The sequence below is a fragment of the Salimicrobium humidisoli genome, assembly GCF_002295105.1.
Classification (GTDB): domain Bacteria; phylum Bacillota; class Bacilli; order Bacillales; family Halobacillaceae; genus Salimicrobium; species Salimicrobium humidisoli.
This window is the reverse complement of record NZ_NSGH01000009.1, coordinates 39,799-55,719: the sequence shown is the minus strand read 5'-3', so window position 1 is coordinate 55,719 and position 15,921 is coordinate 39,799. Positions and strand designations below refer to the sequence as shown.

Annotated in this window: 18 protein-coding genes; 15 read left to right on the top strand and 3 right to left on the bottom strand. The window is 49.3% G+C overall.

The annotated features are described in order from the left end of the window. Positions 1-42 precede the first annotated feature (42 nt). From CKW00_RS07160 to CKW00_RS07110, 11 genes are all read left to right on the top strand, one after another. On the top strand, positions 43-816 hold the full coding sequence (locus CKW00_RS07160) for a ParA family protein (protein WP_095821996.1): 774 nt from the start codon (positions 43-45) through the stop codon (positions 814-816). Then, positions 797-1,630 (top strand): ParB/RepB/Spo0J family partition protein, encoded by an 834-nt coding sequence (locus CKW00_RS07155; protein ID WP_095821995.1) that lies wholly within the window; start codon positions 797-799, stop codon positions 1,628-1,630. The genes CKW00_RS07160 and CKW00_RS07155 overlap by 20 nt, the downstream gene beginning before the upstream one ends. Before the next feature lie 92 nt (positions 1,631-1,722). Beyond that, a complete protein-coding gene (locus CKW00_RS07150; protein ID WP_095822042.1) occupies positions 1,723-2,427 on the top strand; it encodes a DUF554 domain-containing protein in 705 nt (234 codons plus the stop codon). 154 nt (positions 2,428-2,581) lie between these two features. After that, a complete protein-coding gene (locus tag CKW00_RS07145; protein WP_095822041.1) occupies positions 2,582-3,427 on the top strand; it encodes a mechanosensitive ion channel family protein in 846 nt (281 codons plus the stop codon). 19 nt (positions 3,428-3,446) lie between these two features. Then, positions 3,447-3,605: a DUF951 domain-containing protein gene (locus tag CKW00_RS13840; protein WP_233129735.1), complete on the top strand. Its 159-nt coding sequence runs from the start codon at positions 3,447-3,449 to the stop codon at positions 3,603-3,605. A gap of 161 nt (positions 3,606-3,766) precedes the next feature. Further along, positions 3,767-4,864: a redox-regulated ATPase YchF gene (ychF, locus tag CKW00_RS07135; protein ID WP_095821994.1), complete on the top strand. Its 1,098-nt coding sequence runs from the start codon at positions 3,767-3,769 to the stop codon at positions 4,862-4,864. Positions 4,865-4,984: 120 nt separating this feature from the next. Continuing rightward, entirely contained in the window at positions 4,985-5,275 is a 291-nt protein-coding gene (gene rpsF, locus CKW00_RS07130; RefSeq protein WP_008590335.1) for a 30S ribosomal protein S6, read from the top strand. Positions 5,276-5,287: 12 nt separating this feature from the next. Further along, on the top strand, positions 5,288-5,770 hold the full coding sequence (gene ssb, locus CKW00_RS07125) for a single-stranded DNA-binding protein (RefSeq protein WP_095821993.1): 483 nt from the start codon (positions 5,288-5,290) through the stop codon (positions 5,768-5,770). Positions 5,771-5,817: 47 nt separating this feature from the next. Continuing rightward, complete coding sequence (rpsR, locus tag CKW00_RS07120; RefSeq protein WP_008590340.1) at positions 5,818-6,042, top strand: 30S ribosomal protein S18; 225 nt, start codon at positions 5,818-5,820, stop codon at positions 6,040-6,042. 101 nt (positions 6,043-6,143) lie between these two features. Further along, the gene (locus CKW00_RS13700) at positions 6,144-6,443 is read left to right on the top strand and encodes a TIGR04104 family putative zinc finger protein (RefSeq protein WP_158221292.1); all 300 of its coding nucleotides are present in this window, start codon (positions 6,144-6,146) and stop codon (positions 6,441-6,443) included. A 111-nt stretch (positions 6,444-6,554) separates the two neighbouring features. Beyond that, on the top strand, positions 6,555-7,082 hold the full coding sequence (locus CKW00_RS07110) for a YceI family protein (protein ID WP_095821991.1): 528 nt from the start codon (positions 6,555-6,557) through the stop codon (positions 7,080-7,082). A gap of 55 nt (positions 7,083-7,137) precedes the next feature. On the opposite strand, the gene CKW00_RS07105 is transcribed toward CKW00_RS07110, so the two are convergent. Together CKW00_RS07105 and CKW00_RS07100 are read right to left on the bottom strand one after the other, a co-directional pair. Further along, positions 7,138-7,773: a YczE/YyaS/YitT family protein gene (locus CKW00_RS07105; protein ID WP_095821990.1), complete on the bottom strand. Its 636-nt coding sequence runs from the start codon at positions 7,771-7,773 to the stop codon at positions 7,138-7,140. A 136-nt stretch (positions 7,774-7,909) separates the two neighbouring features. Continuing rightward, on the bottom strand, positions 7,910-9,586 hold the full coding sequence (locus CKW00_RS07100) for a peptide ABC transporter substrate-binding protein (protein WP_095821989.1): 1,677 nt from the start codon (positions 9,584-9,586) through the stop codon (positions 7,910-7,912). Between the two features lie 215 nt (positions 9,587-9,801). On the opposite strand from CKW00_RS07100, the gene serA reads away from it, so the two are divergent. Further along, on the top strand, positions 9,802-11,385 hold the full coding sequence (gene serA / locus CKW00_RS07095) for a phosphoglycerate dehydrogenase (RefSeq protein ID WP_180962539.1): 1,584 nt from the start codon (positions 9,802-9,804) through the stop codon (positions 11,383-11,385). Between the two features lie 146 nt (positions 11,386-11,531). On the opposite strand, the gene CKW00_RS07090 is transcribed toward serA, so the two are convergent. Next, positions 11,532-12,347 (bottom strand): histidinol-phosphatase, encoded by an 816-nt coding sequence (locus CKW00_RS07090; RefSeq protein WP_095821987.1) that lies wholly within the window; start codon positions 12,345-12,347, stop codon positions 11,532-11,534. A gap of 154 nt (positions 12,348-12,501) precedes the next feature. Here CKW00_RS07090 and CKW00_RS07085 point away from each other — a divergent pair, with 154 nt between their 5' ends. From CKW00_RS07085 to rplI, 3 genes are read left to right on the top strand one after another with little or no spacing between them, the layout of a single operon-like run. Continuing rightward, the gene (locus tag CKW00_RS07085; RefSeq protein ID WP_095821986.1) at positions 12,502-13,449 is read left to right on the top strand and encodes a YybS family protein; all 948 of its coding nucleotides are present in this window, start codon (positions 12,502-12,504) and stop codon (positions 13,447-13,449) included. Positions 13,450-13,479: 30 nt separating this feature from the next. Next, a complete protein-coding gene (locus CKW00_RS07080; RefSeq protein WP_095821985.1) occupies positions 13,480-15,453 on the top strand; it encodes a DHH family phosphoesterase in 1,974 nt (657 codons plus the stop codon). Beyond that, positions 15,450-15,896 carry a 50S ribosomal protein L9 gene (gene rplI, locus CKW00_RS07075; protein ID WP_095821984.1) on the top strand — a complete coding sequence of 149 codons (447 nt, stop codon included), beginning with the start codon at positions 15,450-15,452 and terminating at the stop codon, positions 15,894-15,896. The genes CKW00_RS07080 and rplI overlap by 4 nt, the downstream gene beginning before the upstream one ends. Positions 15,897-15,921 lie beyond the last annotated feature (25 nt).

Here is a 15,921-nt window from a genome sequence, read left to right as displayed (position 1 = left end):
AAAAGCGGTGGTATTCTTTAGAAAATGGCAGGTGTTGAAGGAATGGGAAAGATCATTTCTATCGCAAATCAAAAAGGGGGCGTCGGGAAGACGACGACCTCGGTGAACTTGAGTGCAGGTCTTGCGCATTTAGGATATAACGTTCTGCTCGTCGACATCGACCCCCAGGGAAACGCAACGAGCGGAGTAGGCGTGGAAAAAGGGGAGACGGAGGAGTGCATCTATAATGTGCTTATCGAAGATGTAAGCATAACGAGCGTTCTTAAGAAGACCTCTACGGAACGTCTCGACGTCATTCCCGCCACTATTCAGCTGGCCGGGGCCGAAATCGAACTGGTCCCGACTATTTCCCGGGAAGTCCGTCTGAAGAATGCTCTTGATGAAGTCAAAGAGAATTATGACTACGTCATCATCGACTGCCCCCCTTCACTTGGGCTGCTTACCCTCAACTCCCTCACGGCGTCCGATACGGTTATGATTCCTGTCCAGTGTGAATACTATGCCCTCGAAGGATTGAGTCAGCTGCTTAATACCATCAGGCTGGTACAGAAGCATTTGAACAAACAGCTGCTTATCGAAGGTGTGGTACTTACGATGTTCGACGCCCGGACGAATCTGGCCTCCCAGGTGATGGAGGAAGTGAAGAAATATTTTCAGGATCGCGTGTATGAAGCAGTAGTACCGCGAAACGTCCGTCTCGGAGAAGCTCCGAGCTACGGGGAACCGATCATCACCTATGACCCCCGTTCCCGCGGAGCCGAAGTCTATTTAGAACTCGCAAAGGAAGTGGTTGCCAATGGCGAAAGGGTTAGGTAGGGGTCTGAATGCTTTCTTTTCGGAAGAGGAAGCATCCAGAGATGAGCAGATAAAGGAAGTTTCACTGAACAAGTGTCGTCCCAATCCTTATCAGCCCCGGAAAGAATTCGAAGAAGAAGCGATTGAAGAACTGAAAACATCCATTGAAGAACACGGCATTCTGCAGCCGATCATCGTTAGAAAAAGTATCCGCGGATACGAAATCGTAGTGGGAGAACGAAGGTTCCGTGCTGCAAAAATGGCGGGTCTCGAGAAGATCCCGGCGGTCGTAAGGGACATGACCGACCAGCAGATGATGGAACTTGCGCTGCTGGAGAACCTGCAGCGGGAAGATTTGACCGCTCTCGAAGAAGGAGCGGCCTACCGTAATCTTATGGAAGAACTCGGCGTTACCCAGCAGGAACTTTCGGAACGTCTCGGGAAGAGCCGCTCCCATATCGCCAACCTCGTCCGTCTCCTGTCGCTTCCGCCCGAAATCACGCAAAAGGTGAATGAAGGACTGCTGACGATGGGGCATGCCCGGGCTCTTTTAAGCCTCGAGGATGACAGCAAACTGCTTTCTGTAGCCGTGCGGATCGAGAATGAGGGGTTGAACGTCAGACAGACGGAGCAGCTCGTGTCCCGCCTGAACCAGCCGGCTGTGAAGAGTAAAGCGAAAGAAACGAAAGATATTTTTATTCAGGAACGGGAAGATGTGCTGAAGCAGCGACTCGGAACCGGAGTAAAAATCAAAAAAGGAAAGAAAAAAGGAAAAATCGAAATCGAATTCGCAAGTGACGAAGATCTGGAAAGACTTCTCCACTGGTTTGATTAATAAAGAACAGTAACTGTCGTTTCCTTTTCCGGACAGTCGGGGAGGGGGACGGCATTACTTTTTACGGTTTCGTGCAGGAAGAAGGGGAAAATATGGTACTGCTGGGGACGATAATCAACGGAATATGTATCGTGGGAGGAACACTTGTCGGTCTTTTCTTTACGAAGATTCCGGCAACTTTCAAAGAGACGGTCATGAACGGCGTCGGCCTTGCCGTCATACTGATCGGGCTGCAGATGGGGTTCGAAGTGAACAGTATCGTAATCGTTCTTTTAAGCCTTCTGTCAGGAGCGATTATCGGTGAAGCCCTTCATCTGGAAGACCGGCTGGAGGCGTTCGGAAAGTGGCTGGAGCGGAAATTCATGAAATCGGGTTCCCAGACAGGACTTGCCGAAGCTTTCATCACGGCTTCCCTCATCTTCGTAATAGGGGCTTTGTCCGTAATCGGAGCGCTGGACGGGGGATTGAGGAACGATCACGAGGTGCTCATCACGAAAGGCATCATCGACGGTTTCGTAGCCGTCGTGCTGACCTCTACGTTCGGGGTGGGAGTGATCTTCTCCGTCATCCCGGTCGTCCTTTATGAAGGAAGTATCGCCTTGCTTGCTACGCAGATAAACCGGTGGGTGCCTGAGCAGATGCTTGATCTGTTTATAACGGACATGACCGCTACCGGAGGTCTTATGATTGTGGCAATCGGGCTGAACATCCTTAATGTCACCAAAATACGTGTAGCGAACCTCTTACCTGCCCTCGTCATGGTGGGGGTCATCCTTTATATCCAGCAGCTTTTCTGATTGAAGAAAGAGAGGGCTGCACCTTTCTTTACTTCCCTGTGTATTTTTCATACATTTATAATAAAACAGAAGCAGAACAGAGAAAGAGGTGAAGGCGTTGAACGGAGAAGGAGAAACTGTGGAAGAAACCTGGAATATATGGAAAGAGGCTCTGATGAACCCTGAACTCTGGATCAGATTAGGGGAAGCGATACTCCAGGTCATTTTCATCGTAATACTTGCAACGGTAGTAATTAAAGTAGGAACGAAGATTATCGATCAGTTTTACGGCAGAAGGAAAAAAGGTCCTTTCCGCATTTCTGCACGACGGGAGACGACGCTTACGAAGCTGTCCAAAAATACGCTGATCTACGTCGTGTATTTCACAGCTCTCGTGATGATTCTTGAGACGTTTTCCATAAACGTGGGAGCCTTGATCGCCGGAGCCGGGGTCGCGGGTCTTGCGATCGGTTTCGGTGCCCAGAACCTGGTCCGGGATATTATCAGCGGATTCTTCATCATTTTCGAAGACCAGTTCTCTGTCGGGGATTTCATCGGAACAGCCGGTGTGGAAGGGTTCGTAATAGAAATCGGACTCCGGACCAGCAAAGTGAAAAGCTGGGGAGGCGAAATCCATATCATTCCGAACGGTAACATTACACAGGTGACGAACTATTCCATCGACAATGCTGCTGCGATCGTCGATGTGAAAGTGGCCTATGAGAGTGATTTCGAGAGAGCGGAGCAGGTAATCAATGAGCTCCTTAAAGAGATGCCTTCCCGCTACAGCAGCATGATTTCCACGCCTGAAATACTGGGGGTCGTGGACTTGGCGCCTTCTGAGATCACGTTGCGTATTTTCGCCGAGACGCTGCCGATGGAACACTGGCCTGTCGGAAGGGCGATCAGGAAGGAAGTGAAACTGCGTCTTGATGAGGAAGGAATCGAAATTCCGTTCCCTCGTATTGTTATGTATTCACGAGAAGGTACAGGAGGGGTGCAAGGTGGAGAAAGAGTATAAGTTGAATGATATTGTGGAAATGAAAAAAGCTCATCCGTGCGGGGAGAACCGGTGGAAGATCATCAGAATGGGCGCGGACATCCGTATTAAATGTGAAGGATGCGGGCACAGTGTAATGGTCCCCCGCCGCGAATTCAACAAAAAGATGAAGAAAGTACTGGTGAAAGCCGAAGACTGACTGTTTCACGTGGAACAATACAGAAATTTTCATAGAGGAAAATCATTTATTTCAGCCGATAGTGAGGACTCTTTTTTCCTTTTCTATCGGTTGTTATTTTGGAGAGTACTATCTATAATTGGTATGACATATGCGCAAAGTCTCTAAGGAGGAAAACCTAAATGGCACTAACAGCAGGAATCGCAGGCTTACCGAACGTCGGAAAGTCTACGCTATTTAACGCAATTACACAGGCGGGAGCCGTCTCTGCGAACTATCCGTTCGCAACGATCGACCCGAACGTCGGCATCGTGGAAGTTCCGGACGCCCGTCTGCAGAAGCTTACGGAACTTGTGAATCCGAAAAAAACGACCCCCACTGCTTTTGAATTTACGGATATCGCCGGCATCGTCGAAGGAGCCAGTAAAGGGGAAGGACTTGGTAACCAGTTCCTCTCCCACATTCGTCAGGTGGATGCGATCTGTCATGTAGTCCGTGCTTTTGAAGACGATGAAGTGACTCACGTCTCCGGTCGGGTCGATCCGATTTCGGACATTGAAACCATCAATCTGGAGCTGATTCTTGCCGATCTTGAGACAATCAACAAACGTCTCGACCGCGTGGAGAAAATGGCGAGACAGAAAGACAAAGAAGCGCTCGCCGAGAAAGATGTACTCACCCGTCTGAAAGAAGCACTTGAATCCGAACAGCCGGCCCGCGCCCTGGAGCTTTCGAAAGAACAGGAGAAGTACCGGAAAGGACTGCACCTGCTTACGGCAAAACCGATTCTTTACGTAGCGAACGTCGCAGAGGATGAAATCGGGGAAGCCGAAAACGAAAACGTGAAACGCATTCGTGAATTCGCGGAGAAAGAAGATGCAGAAGTCATCACCATCTGTGCAAAAATCGAATCGGAAATCGCCGAGCTTGAAGGGGAGGAAAGAGCGGAATTCCTCGAAGACCTGGGAATAGCCGAAGCCGGTCTCGACCAGCTCATCAAAGCGACGTACAACCTTCTTGGGCTCGCCACTTACTTTACAGCCGGGGAGGAAGAAGTCCGGGCGTGGACCTTCCGCAAAGGGATGACTGCTCCGCAGGCGGCAGGAATCATCCACACCGATTTCGAAAAAGGGTTCATCAAAGCCGAAACCGTGTCATATGAAGATCTCATCGAAGGCGGTTCCATGGCGAAAGCCAAGGAAAACGGTAAAGTACGTTTAGAAGGTAAAGAGTATATCGTAAAAGACGGAGACGTCATTCACTTCCGATTCAATGTTTAAGTGATGGTTGCAAAAAATCAGGAATTATGGTATTATAACTAGCTGTGAGTAATAATATACGATTACTCCTTGCCTTTTGCAGAGCAGAAGGCCGCTAAGTCCATAAGGAGGTGAACACGGATGAGAAATTACGAAATCATGTACATCATCCGCCCGGATATTGAGGAGGATGCGAAGACTTCTGTCAAAGAACGCTTCAACAATATCCTTTCTGAGAACGGTGCGGAGATTGATGAGACAAAAGAAATGGGTAAACGTCGCCTTTTCCACGAAATCAAAGATTATCGCGACGGTATCTATGTAACAGTCAATTTCAAAGGAACAGCTGACGCTATCAATGAATTTGATCGCCAGGCTAAGTTCTCTGATGATATTATTCGTCATATCGCTGTACGCGAAGACGATCAATAAAGGGGTGGTCTGATGTTGAATCGTGTCGTTTTAGTCGGCAGGTTAACGAAGGATCCTGATTTGCGCTATACACCGAATGGTGTAGCTGTCGCTAATTTCACCATCGCTGTAAATCGCCCGTTTTCCAACAACCAGGGAAACAACGATGCGGATTTCATTAACTGCGTCGTATGGAGAAGAGCAGCGGAAAACCTGGCGAACTTTATGAGTAAAGGCAGTCAGGTCGGTGTAGACGGACGGTTGCAGACCCGGAGCTTCGATAACAAAGAAGGTCGTCGTGTGTTTGTTACGGAAGTCGTAGCCGACAGCGTCCAGTTTCTGGAATCAAAAGGCAGTTCCGGCGGCGGACAAAGTTCCCGCAGCAATCAGTCTTCAGGATACCAGGGCAATCAGAACCAACCATCACAAGGTAATTACGGACAGTCAAAAAATGATGACCCGTTCGCAGATGACGGGGAACCTATTGACATATCGGATGATGATCTACCATTCTAAGAGTACGGTACTCTTTACAAATTCTAAATGAAAAGGAGTGAACGCATATGGCACGTCGTGGACGTAGACGTAAGAAGGTTTGTTATTTCACAGCAAATGGCATAACCCATATCGATTACAAAGACACTGAGCTGCTTAAACGTTTCATCTCTGAGCGTGGGAAGATCCTTCCTCGCCGGGTAACAGGAACGTCTGCAAAATATCAGCGTAAATTGACGAAAGCTATCAAACGCTCCCGTCAAATGGCTCTGCTTCCTTATTCCACAGAATAGTAGCAGACGGAATCTCCCGACTTTTCTCGAAGAGTCGGGAGATTTTTTTATGGAATTTTGTTATTCTTGAGAGAAAGATAGTCAACAAAGGGGGAGAAAAGGTGCCGATTTGTGATCATTGCGGCTACAGGTGGAGGCGGAGAGACGTATGGAGAAAACTTTCCGTACAGGCGAGAGGCACGTGTCCTTCGTGCGGAACGATGCAGTACGTGACGGCTAAATCGAGGAAGCGTGGCAGCATGTACATGATGCTCGTGTTTCTTATTCTTATCGCTCAGGCACTGTTCGATCTTCCGCTTTCATGGTCGATTACGATGCTGTTCGTTTTATTTTTCATCCTGATGATTTTCGTAATTCCCCGTGTGTACAAGCTTACCAGTGAACAGGAAGCCCTGTATTGAAAGGAGACAGACGTCTTCTTTTTTTGGATAAAAAAATCTTTAAAAATATCTTGCATTCGAGATAAATATGTTTTATAATTATCTCAGATTCGAAATATTGGAGGTATAACAATGACAAGCATAGCACTAGACAAAGTTCACAGCAGTCTTGATTTTCAGATTAAACACATGATGGTATCCAAAGCAAAGGGTACTTTCCAAAACTTCGACGTTGAGTTCGAAGGAAGTATTGAAGATTTGGAGAATGCTTCTGTTAAAGTAGTGATTCCGGTTGAATCCATCGACACAGGACAAAAAGACCGTGACAATCACCTGAAAAACGGAGATTTCTTTGAAGCGGAAAACCATCCGAACCTCGAGTTCGTAAGTAAAAAAATCGAGAAAATCTCTGATGATGAATACAAGTTCACAGGTGACTTCACGATGAAAGGTGTCACCAACGAAGAAACATTCACTGTTGAATACAACGGGACTTCGAAAAGCCCGATGGACGGCAGCACCGTAGCCGGCTTCGACGTGGAAGGAAAAATCAACCGTGAAGCATACGGCGTAGCGTTCAACGCACCGCTTGAAACCGGTGGCGTAATGCTCGGCCGCGACGTGAAATTCACAGGAAACTTCGAATTCATCGTAGAATAAAGCAAATTAGTAAAGAAAACCGGACTGCCAGGGGTGCCCTGACGGTCCGGTTTTTTTAGTACTGGATTTTCTGCTGTTCTTTGGAGAGGAGGGTACGGTCGAAACGCTGGATCCAGCCCATGAAATACTGGATGAATACGCCACTGAAAAGCATAATGATAATGGTACCGACTCCTACAGCCCCGTTGAAATAAAGAGCGAAAAGGACGAGTACGACGCTGATGGCAGCACGGGATATCGTTACGTTCCATCCGGTAAGGTTATGGATGACGAGCATCATCCGGTCAAACGGGATGGGAGCGAAGTCCGCCTGCAGGTTAATGGAGATGCCGAGCGCCGAGATTACCATACCGAGAAAGAATACAATACTCTGCAGCCATACACTTTCCGGAGTGACGATCCCCTCCAGCGTAAAGACCCAGAAGTCGATTCCGGCCCCGGTAATGAGAGAAGTGACGATGGCGAGCATTTCGGGGCGTCTTTTCTCGGCCACCGCGTTGAAAATAATCATCGAAATACCGACGACGATTTCCCAACTGCCGATCGTCAGGCCGACGGTACGATACAAACCGACGAGCAGCGCGTCGAAGGGGGAAGTTCCCAGTCCGCCGAGAACCGTGAGAGAGATGCCGAGAGTGAGTATGAGCAGTCCGGAAAAATAGTACCCGGCCCGCTGATAAATCCGTTTCACTGTGCATCCCTCCTTTATACGTATCATGCTACTATACATAAAATAAGGTTTTTTTTCAATGAAAAGGCAAAAGGACCGGAGAGACAGTAAAAAAACCTTGCAGAGACTTCTGCAAGGCTTTCATACGTTTATGCAATTATTTGACGCTTGCCCATTTGAATTCGAAGTTCGGCCCGGTAGCTGTAGGGAAAACTCCTTCGATATTTGAGCGGAGCAGTTGTGATTTCGCATCCTGGTAAAGGGGAGCGACAGCGGCATCTTCTTCGATAAGAAGACTTTCTGCTTCCATGAATGTTTCATAACGTTTTTCAGGTTTCTGTGCAAGTTCCGTATTCGCTTTGTTGATGAGACTGTCATATTCTTCACTTGAGTAGTTCATATTGTTGTTCTGTCCATCGGTAAGGTACATGTTCAGATACGTGTTTGCATCGGCATAGTCAGGGCCCCAGGTAGCGGCTTCGATTTCGAATTCGCTTTCCTGATCACGACGTACGCGCTCTTTGAACGGTACTTCCACGACCTTGACGGAAAGACCTTCAAGATTGGACTCGAGCTGTTCTTTGTAGTAAGCCATGGCGTTCTGGGAAGAATCGGTGTCGTCACCCATCAGTTCGAGAGTCACAGAGTCCTTACCGAGTGCTTCCAGAGCTTTCTGCCAATGTTCTTTCGCTTTGTCTACGTCATGACCGACAAGGGCTCCCTGTACTTCGCGGAAATCTTTTCCGTCCGAACCGGGTACGGTTACAAAGTTCGAAGGTACATAACCATTAGCCGGTACGGAACCGTCGTTCAAAATGACATCCGTAAGCGACTTGCGGTCAATCGCCATGGAGATGGCTTTACGGGCATCGGCATTACCGAGTACTTCATGTTCCTGATTGAACTTGAAGAAGTACAGGTACGGGTTTTCTACTACTTCGAAATGCTCGGAGGAGCGGTACTCATCCACGAATTCAGCGTTCAGTTCAGCCTGGTCGAGTTCTCCCGACTGGAACAGATTGACGGCTGTGGACGTTTCCTTAATGACTTTTACGTCGATCTCTTCCAGTTCTACAGCATCAGCATCCCAGTAATTTTCGTTCTTCACGACTTTCCATCCTTCTCCGTGGCTCCATTCCGTCATTTTGAAAGGACCGTTGGCAAGCGTGTTGTCCGCTTCCGTGGAGAAGCTGTCACCCTGTTCTTCGACGTAACTCTTATTGAGAGGCATGAACGTGATGAAGACAGTCATGCTGTCGAAGTAAGGAACAGGCTGTTCCAGGTTCACTTCAAACGTATAATCGTCGACGGCTTTTACGCCAAGTTCTTCCGGTTTCATTTCCCCATCAGCGATAGCGGAAGCGTTCTTCACTACGCCGCCGAGAAAATAAGGTCCATACTCAGAACCGGTATCCGGGGTGACGGCACGCTGCCAGGCGTACACGAAGTCGTTAGCCGTGACCGGGTCGCCATTTTCCCACTTGGCGTCTTCACGGAGGTTGAATGTCCACGTAGTACCGTCTTCGGATACTTCATGATCTTTAGCGATCCCTTCGGCCAGTTCGCCGTTTTCGTCAAGTCGATAGAGACCTTCATATGTCTCTCCCGCCCACTGGAAAGCTACGGAGTCGGTGATAAGACTTGGATCCATGCTCGGCAGCTCACTCTTTGCAGTGAAGGAAATGGACTGATCACTTCCGGAATCCGAACCTTCCGAAGAATCACCCTCCGAACCTTCGCCGGAAGATTCGCTTCCTCCGTTCCCGCCACAAGCGGCCAGAACAAATAATAAAGTAATAGATAAAATAAGACCTAAAAACAGTTTTCTGCTCACTCTCTTTTTCCCCCTCTTAAATATGTAGAATTTTTCAGAATAATGTCACTTTTTTGAGTATACAGTTTTCCTTTAATAATTTCAAGTGGCGAAATATCTCAATAGATTGACATTACGCCGGTCTCTGATAGGATAATGAATTATATATTTTTTAGATTCACGGAAGGTTTTCCTGTTTCTAATATAATCAGCGACTCTAAAGGAGGAATTGTATTATGCATCGAGTACTCATCAGTGACCCGTTGAGCGAAGACGGGATTAAACCGCTTTTAGAAGCGGCGGACACCGAAGTTATTCAGAAACCTTCCATGGAAAAGGAAGAACTATTGGAAGAAGTAGCCAAAGCGGATGCACTTATCGTAAGAAGCCAGACGCAGGTGACGCAGGAAGTGCTGGAGCATGGCGTAAATCTGAAGATTGTCGGTCGTGCGGGAGTCGGAGTCGATAATATCGATCTCGATGCGGCGACAGACAACGGGGTCGTTGTCGTAAATGCTCCGGACGGTAACACGATTTCCACGGCGGAACATACGATGGCTATGCTTATGTCGATGGCGCGTAACATTCCGCAGGCTTATCATTCTCTCCAGCAGGGGAACTGGGACCGTAAGAAATATGTGGGCGTGGAGCTGAAGAACAAGACGCTCGGTGTCGTCGGTTTTGGTCGTATCGGCCGGGTAGTTACGCGCCGGGCCAAGGGGCACCGGATGAACGTAATCGCCTACGACCCGTTTCTGACCCGGGAAAAAGCGGAGAAAGCGGGAGTGGAGCACGGTACACTTGATGAAGTACTCGCCCAGGCGGATTTTATTACCGTACATACGCCGCTTATCGCTGCAACGCATCACCTCATCAATAAGGATGCATTTGCGAAAATGAAAGACGGAGCGAGAATCCTCAACTGTGCCCGTGGCGGTATCATCGAGGAGGAAGCCCTTTACGAAGCACTGCAGTCCGGTAAGATCGCAGGAGCGGCGCTCGACGTGTTCGAGGAAGAACCTGCCGTCAACAACAAACTGCTTGAACTTCCGCAGGTCGTAAGTGTTCCGCACCTCGGAGCGAGCACGGTCGAAGCCCAGGAGAACGTGGCGGTCGACGTGAGCAACGACGTAATGGAAGTGCTGCGCGGAGGAAATGCAAAACAGCCGGTGAATATTCCGTCCATACCGGAAGAGATGCAGGACAAACTCACACCTTACATTACCCTCTCGGAAAAACTGGGGGCCTTTCTCGGCAGCATCGTCCGCGGCGGGCTGAACAACATCAACGTTTATTATTCGGGCGAGCTTACGGATGTCGATCCGACACCGCTCACGAGAAAAGTAGTGAAAAGCGTGCTTCAGCTTTTTGTCGGTAATCGTGTGAATGACGTCAATTCCTACAAGATAGCCAAAGACAAAGGAATCGAAATCAACGAGCAGAAAACGACATCGACAAAAGGCTTTACGAACCTTCTGACCGTGGAACTTGAAACGGATGAAGAGACGCGAAGCATTGCAGGAACGCTGCTGAACGGACTCGGAGCCCGGGTCGTCCGTCTCGACGGCTACTCCGTGGACGTCATACCGGAGGGACACCTGATCAGCATCCACCACAAAGACCAGCCAGGGGCGATTGGCCGCGTGGGAAGCCTGCTTGCCGAGCACGACGTCAACATTGCGACGATGCAGGTGGGTCGTACCGACATCGGCGGTGCTGCTATCATGATTTTGACGATCGACAAGGAAGTCGGACCGGAATGTCAGGAACATCTGGCCCACGTGGAAGATATTAACCGCGTTCAGTATTTGAAACTGTAAAAGAATGAAGGAAACCTCCGGCTGCCCGGAGGTTTTTTTCGTGGAATATCCGTTATCGTGACCTTCGGAAGCCATTTGCGTGCCTGAAGGGAACGAAACCGTATCGCACCGCATAAAAAAACCGCCCCGGGAGGCGGTTTTTCTGTTCAGGTAAGCGGGTGGGCGGACTTTTCCCGGCGGGTGAACGTATGGACTTCGTCGTACCCGATCGATTTCGCAAATTCCACCGCTTCATCGTAACGGTAGCCGAGATGATCCGGCTTATGAGCATCGGAGCAGAGCGTAATGCCGACGCCGTACTCTTTGCATGTCTTAAGGAAATCGGGTTCCGGATACATTTTCCCTACCGGTTTGCGGAGCCCGGCGGTACTGATTTCAATCAGCGTCCCGGTTTTCGCGAGTGCGCTCGCAGCCCGGTCGTACTGCCGCTGCAGAAATTCCTGGTCGTCCGGTTCATAGCCGAACACTTTGATGACGTCGATGTGCCCGACGAAGTCGAAAAGTCCGGACTCGGCGAGCGTGACGACGCGGTCGAAATACTGTTCGTACACGTCGTATACGTTACGGTTTTCGTATTCTTCGCGGTAGATGGCAAGGTCGATCCCCCACTCGTCGATCCAGTGCACGGAGCCGATCACGTAGTCGAAAGGATGTTCCCTGATGAACGTTTCCATCTCTTTTTCTTTTCCCGGCATGTAGTCCATTTCGATCCCCATCTTCACGCCGAGGTTCTCTTTTTCCGCTTCATCGAAAAGCGTCTGATAGTCGCTGAAATCGAGGGTTCTGCGGTTTTCCACCCACGGATTGGAAAGGATCGGACGTGTTTCCTGAAAGAAATAGGCGTGTTCCGAGATGCCGAGCTCTTCGATCCCCTCTTCTTTCGCCTTTCGGACGTAATCTTTCAGATAATCGACGCTCAGTTCTCCTGTCTCAGCCATATGTACGTGGTAATCAGTACGCATGTTTTTTCCTCCTCCACTCTTCCCTGTAATTAAAAATCATCATAACAGTATTGGCAGGCGGAGGCAAAATCATTACTTTTCATTCGACCCGGAACCTCCTGTCTATGTTAGAATAAGGAGAGTTATTTATGGTGAAAAAAAGCGGGGTTACGAAATGAAAAATACGAAACAAATTACGGAAGGAGCGCTGCTGACTGGTATTTACCTGGTAATGCTCCTCATTCTTCTGTTTTTACCGATCCCGATTATCGGGACTTTCTTAATGTTTGCGCTCCCTATACCGTTTGTCATCTACAGTTACCATTTCGGATTCAGACCGGGGCTGGTGATGCTTGTCGGAGCTACCGTGCTTGCATCGGTTGTGGCCACCGTGTTTTCGTTTCCGGTTACGCTGCTTTCGGGGCTTGGTGGAGTGAGTCTTGGCGGGGCGATGTATAACAAAAGAAACGCTTACGAAACATGGATATCGGGGTCGCTCGGTTTTATTGGCGGCCTCGTAGCTGTTTACGTTTTGACACAGCTGCTGTTTGGATTAAACTGGATGGAGGAAATTCAGAGGGCCATCGATCAGTCCATCAGTATGACAGAGGACGTACTCACTTCCATCGGCGGAGAAGAAACCGAAGCGACTGTGCAGATGATCCGGGAACAAATGGAGAGTCTGCCGGACTACTTACCGGGTATTCTCGCCGTTACCGGAATAGTGATGGCGCTTATCAGTCAGTGGCTGAGTTACAAACTGCTCAACCGTCTTGAAAAAGCCGGTCTCTTCTTCCCGCCGGTGCGGGAGATGAGGCTGCCTGTCTCTATTTTGTGGTATTACTTCATCGCCATGATTCTCAATCTGATATTTATGGACGGGGAAGGAATATGGTACATGGCGGCCGTTAACGTATCGCTGCTGACGGGCATGCTGCTTATTTTCCAGGGCTTTTCTTTTATCTTTTTCTACAGCCGGGAGAAACAGTGGCCCAAAGCGGTGCCGATCATGGCAATCATACTGTCGGTTCTGCTGCCGCAACTCTTTCTTTATCTCGTTCGCATCTTGGGTATAATTGATATAGGATTCCCGTTAAGGGACAAAGTGGAAAAAAAGAAATAGCTCGGAGATTCTTAATAGGAGCTGAAGCGAATGGCAAATGTAAAGAAAACATCGGCGATGAGCGGACATTTATGGGTAATTTACTTCCTGTCCGTGATTCTGCTGGCTTTCATCTGGTATTATCAGTGGATGTTTGGACTCGTGATGACGCTGCTGCTTATCGGTTCGATTTTTTACAGTATCCGTACCGAACAGCAGGTGATCAATGACACAGAGGAATATATATCGACACTTTCCTATCGGGTGAAAAAAGTGGGGGAAGAAGCCCTTCTCGAAATGCCGATCGGCATCATTCTGTACAGTGAGAATTACAAAGTGGAATGGGCGAACCCCTACATGAACAAGTTTGTGGATGGGGATACCGTAGTAGGCTCCTCGTTGAACGAACTGTCGGAGAAACTGATTCCGAACATTAAAGAGAATAAAGACGAAGCGTGGATCGATCTCGGCGGTAACCAGATGCAGACCATCATGAAGCAGGAAGACCGGCTGCTGTATCTGTTCGACCGGACGAAACAGACCGAGGTGGAATCGCGTTACCGGAATGAACAGAGCGTGCTCGCGGTAATCTTCCTTGATAACTATGAAGAGATCACCCAGGGGATGGACGATACGTCGAAAAGCCGCATCAACTCCCAGGTGACCTCGATTCTGAACAAATGGGCGGGCGAGCACGGCATTTACTTGAAACGTACGTCCCAGGAACGGTTCATCGCCGTGATGACAAAAGAGATTCTGGCCGGACTCGAGAAGACGAAATTCGAAATTCTCGATGAGGTCCGTGAGCTGATTACGGATCAGAATATGCCGCTTACGTTAAGCTTCGGTATCGGCGTCGGCCCGATCACGCTCCCTGAGATGGGGGATCTGGCCCAGTCCAGTCTCGACCTTGCTCTCGGTCGCGGCGGTGATCAGGTGGCCATTAAAGATGAGACTGGAAAAGTACGCTTCTACGGCGGAAAGACGAACCCGATGGAAAAACGGACCCGCGTGCGGGCCCGCGTCATCTCCCACGCTATGAAGGACCTCGTCCAGAGCAGCGAGAAAGTACTCGTGATGGGACACAAGTCGCCGGACATGGATTCGGTCGGTGCGGCGATCGGGATTCTGAAAATCGCACAGGCCAACCAGAAAGACGCCTCGGTCGTCGTGGATCCGGAAGATATCGATACGGGTGTGCAACGGATGATGGATGAAATCAAGAAAGACGAAGAACTGTGGGATTATTTCATATCTCCTGATGAAGCACTGGAAACCGTTACGAATGAGACGCTGATTGTCGTCGTGGATACTCATAAACCGAAAATGGTGGCCGAGGAGAAACTTCTGAACAAAACAGAACACGTCGTCGTCATCGACCACCACAGAAGAGCAGAGGACTTCATAGCGGATCCGACTCTCGTTTATATGGAACCGTACGCCTCGTCGACGGCGGAACTGGTCACCGAGCTTCTGGAGTACCAGCCGAAGAAACTGAAACTGTCGATGCTTGAAGCCACCTCGCTCCTTGCAGGTATCATCGTCGATACGAAAAGTTTCACCCTCCGTACAGGATCCCGGACGTTCGATGCCGCTTCCTACCTGAGAGGAAAAGGGGCGGACACCGTCCTCGTGCAGAAATTCCTGAAAGAGGATCTCGACATTTACGTCCGGCGGAGCCGCCTGATTGAGCAGGCGGAGATTTACAGGGACGGCGTCGCTATTTCGGCTGCGGAAAAAGGGGATATCTTCGGGCCGGTCGTCATCGCCCAGGCTGCAGACACGCTCCTTACGATGAGCGGCATCGAAGCCTCTTTCGTCATATCCGACCGGAAAGACGGCCAGGTCGGCATAAGTGCCCGTTCCCTCGGAGACGTAAACGTACAGGTGATCATGGAACAGATGAACGGCGGCGGGCACCTCACGAACGCCGCCACCCAGCTTGAAGACACAACGATTGAAGATGCGAAAGCATTATTGCAAGATATAATCGACGAGTATTTTGAAGGGGGAGAAGAAGAATGAAAGTAATATTCAACAAAGACGTCAAAGGCAAAGGCAAAAAAGGAGAAATCAAGAACGTTTCCGACGGCTACGCCCGCAACTATCTTCTGAAACACAACCTTGCTGTCGAAGCCACCAAAGCGAACGTGGACGCACAGAAAGCCAAAGACAAGAAAGAAGAAGAAAAAGCCCAGCAGGAAGTGGAAGAAGCGAAGCAGCTGAAAGAAAATCTGAAAAACATCGAAGTGAAGCTTTCAGCCAAGTCCGGAGGCAGCGGCCGCCTCTTCGGCTCGATTCCGAGCAAACAGATTTCCGAGCAGCTGAAGAAAGACCACGACATCTCCATCGACAAACGTAAAATCGAGATGGACGACCCGATCCGTACGCTCGGATACACGGAAGTCCCGGTGAAGCTTCATCCGGAAGTGACCGGCACGATCCGGGTACACGTAGCGGAGAAATAGGAGCAATGATTAAGAGGAGGCAAAA

Coding starts and splice junctions, on each gene's coding strand:
- CKW00_RS07160 (WP_095821996.1), top strand. CDS start 43: ATGGGAAAGATCATTTCTATCGCAAATCAAAAAGGGGGCGTCGGGAAG.
- CKW00_RS07155 (WP_095821995.1), top strand. CDS start 797: ATGGCGAAAGGGTTAGGTAGGGGTCTGAATGCTTTCTTTTCGGAAGAG.
- CKW00_RS07150 (WP_095822042.1), top strand. CDS start 1,723: ATGGTACTGCTGGGGACGATAATCAACGGAATATGTATCGTGGGAGGA.
- CKW00_RS07145 (WP_095822041.1), top strand. CDS start 2,582: ATGAACCCTGAACTCTGGATCAGATTAGGGGAAGCGATACTCCAGGTC.
- CKW00_RS13840 (WP_233129735.1), top strand. CDS start 3,447: ATGAAAAAAGCTCATCCGTGCGGGGAGAACCGGTGGAAGATCATCAGA.
- ychF (WP_095821994.1), top strand. CDS start 3,767: ATGGCACTAACAGCAGGAATCGCAGGCTTACCGAACGTCGGAAAGTCT.
- rpsF (WP_008590335.1), top strand. CDS start 4,985: ATGAGAAATTACGAAATCATGTACATCATCCGCCCGGATATTGAGGAG.
- ssb (WP_095821993.1), top strand. CDS start 5,288: ATGTTGAATCGTGTCGTTTTAGTCGGCAGGTTAACGAAGGATCCTGAT.
- rpsR (WP_008590340.1), top strand. CDS start 5,818: ATGGCACGTCGTGGACGTAGACGTAAGAAGGTTTGTTATTTCACAGCA.
- CKW00_RS07110 (WP_095821991.1), top strand. CDS start 6,555: ATGACAAGCATAGCACTAGACAAAGTTCACAGCAGTCTTGATTTTCAG.
- serA (WP_180962539.1), top strand. CDS start 9,802: ATGCATCGAGTACTCATCAGTGACCCGTTGAGCGAAGACGGGATTAAA.
- CKW00_RS07090 (WP_095821987.1), bottom strand. CDS start 12,347: ATGCGTACTGATTACCACGTACATATGGCTGAGACAGGAGAACTGAGC.
- CKW00_RS07085 (WP_095821986.1), top strand. CDS start 12,502: ATGAAAAATACGAAACAAATTACGGAAGGAGCGCTGCTGACTGGTATT.
- CKW00_RS07080 (WP_095821985.1), top strand. CDS start 13,480: ATGGCAAATGTAAAGAAAACATCGGCGATGAGCGGACATTTATGGGTA.
- rplI (WP_095821984.1), top strand. CDS start 15,450: ATGAAAGTAATATTCAACAAAGACGTCAAAGGCAAAGGCAAAAAAGGA.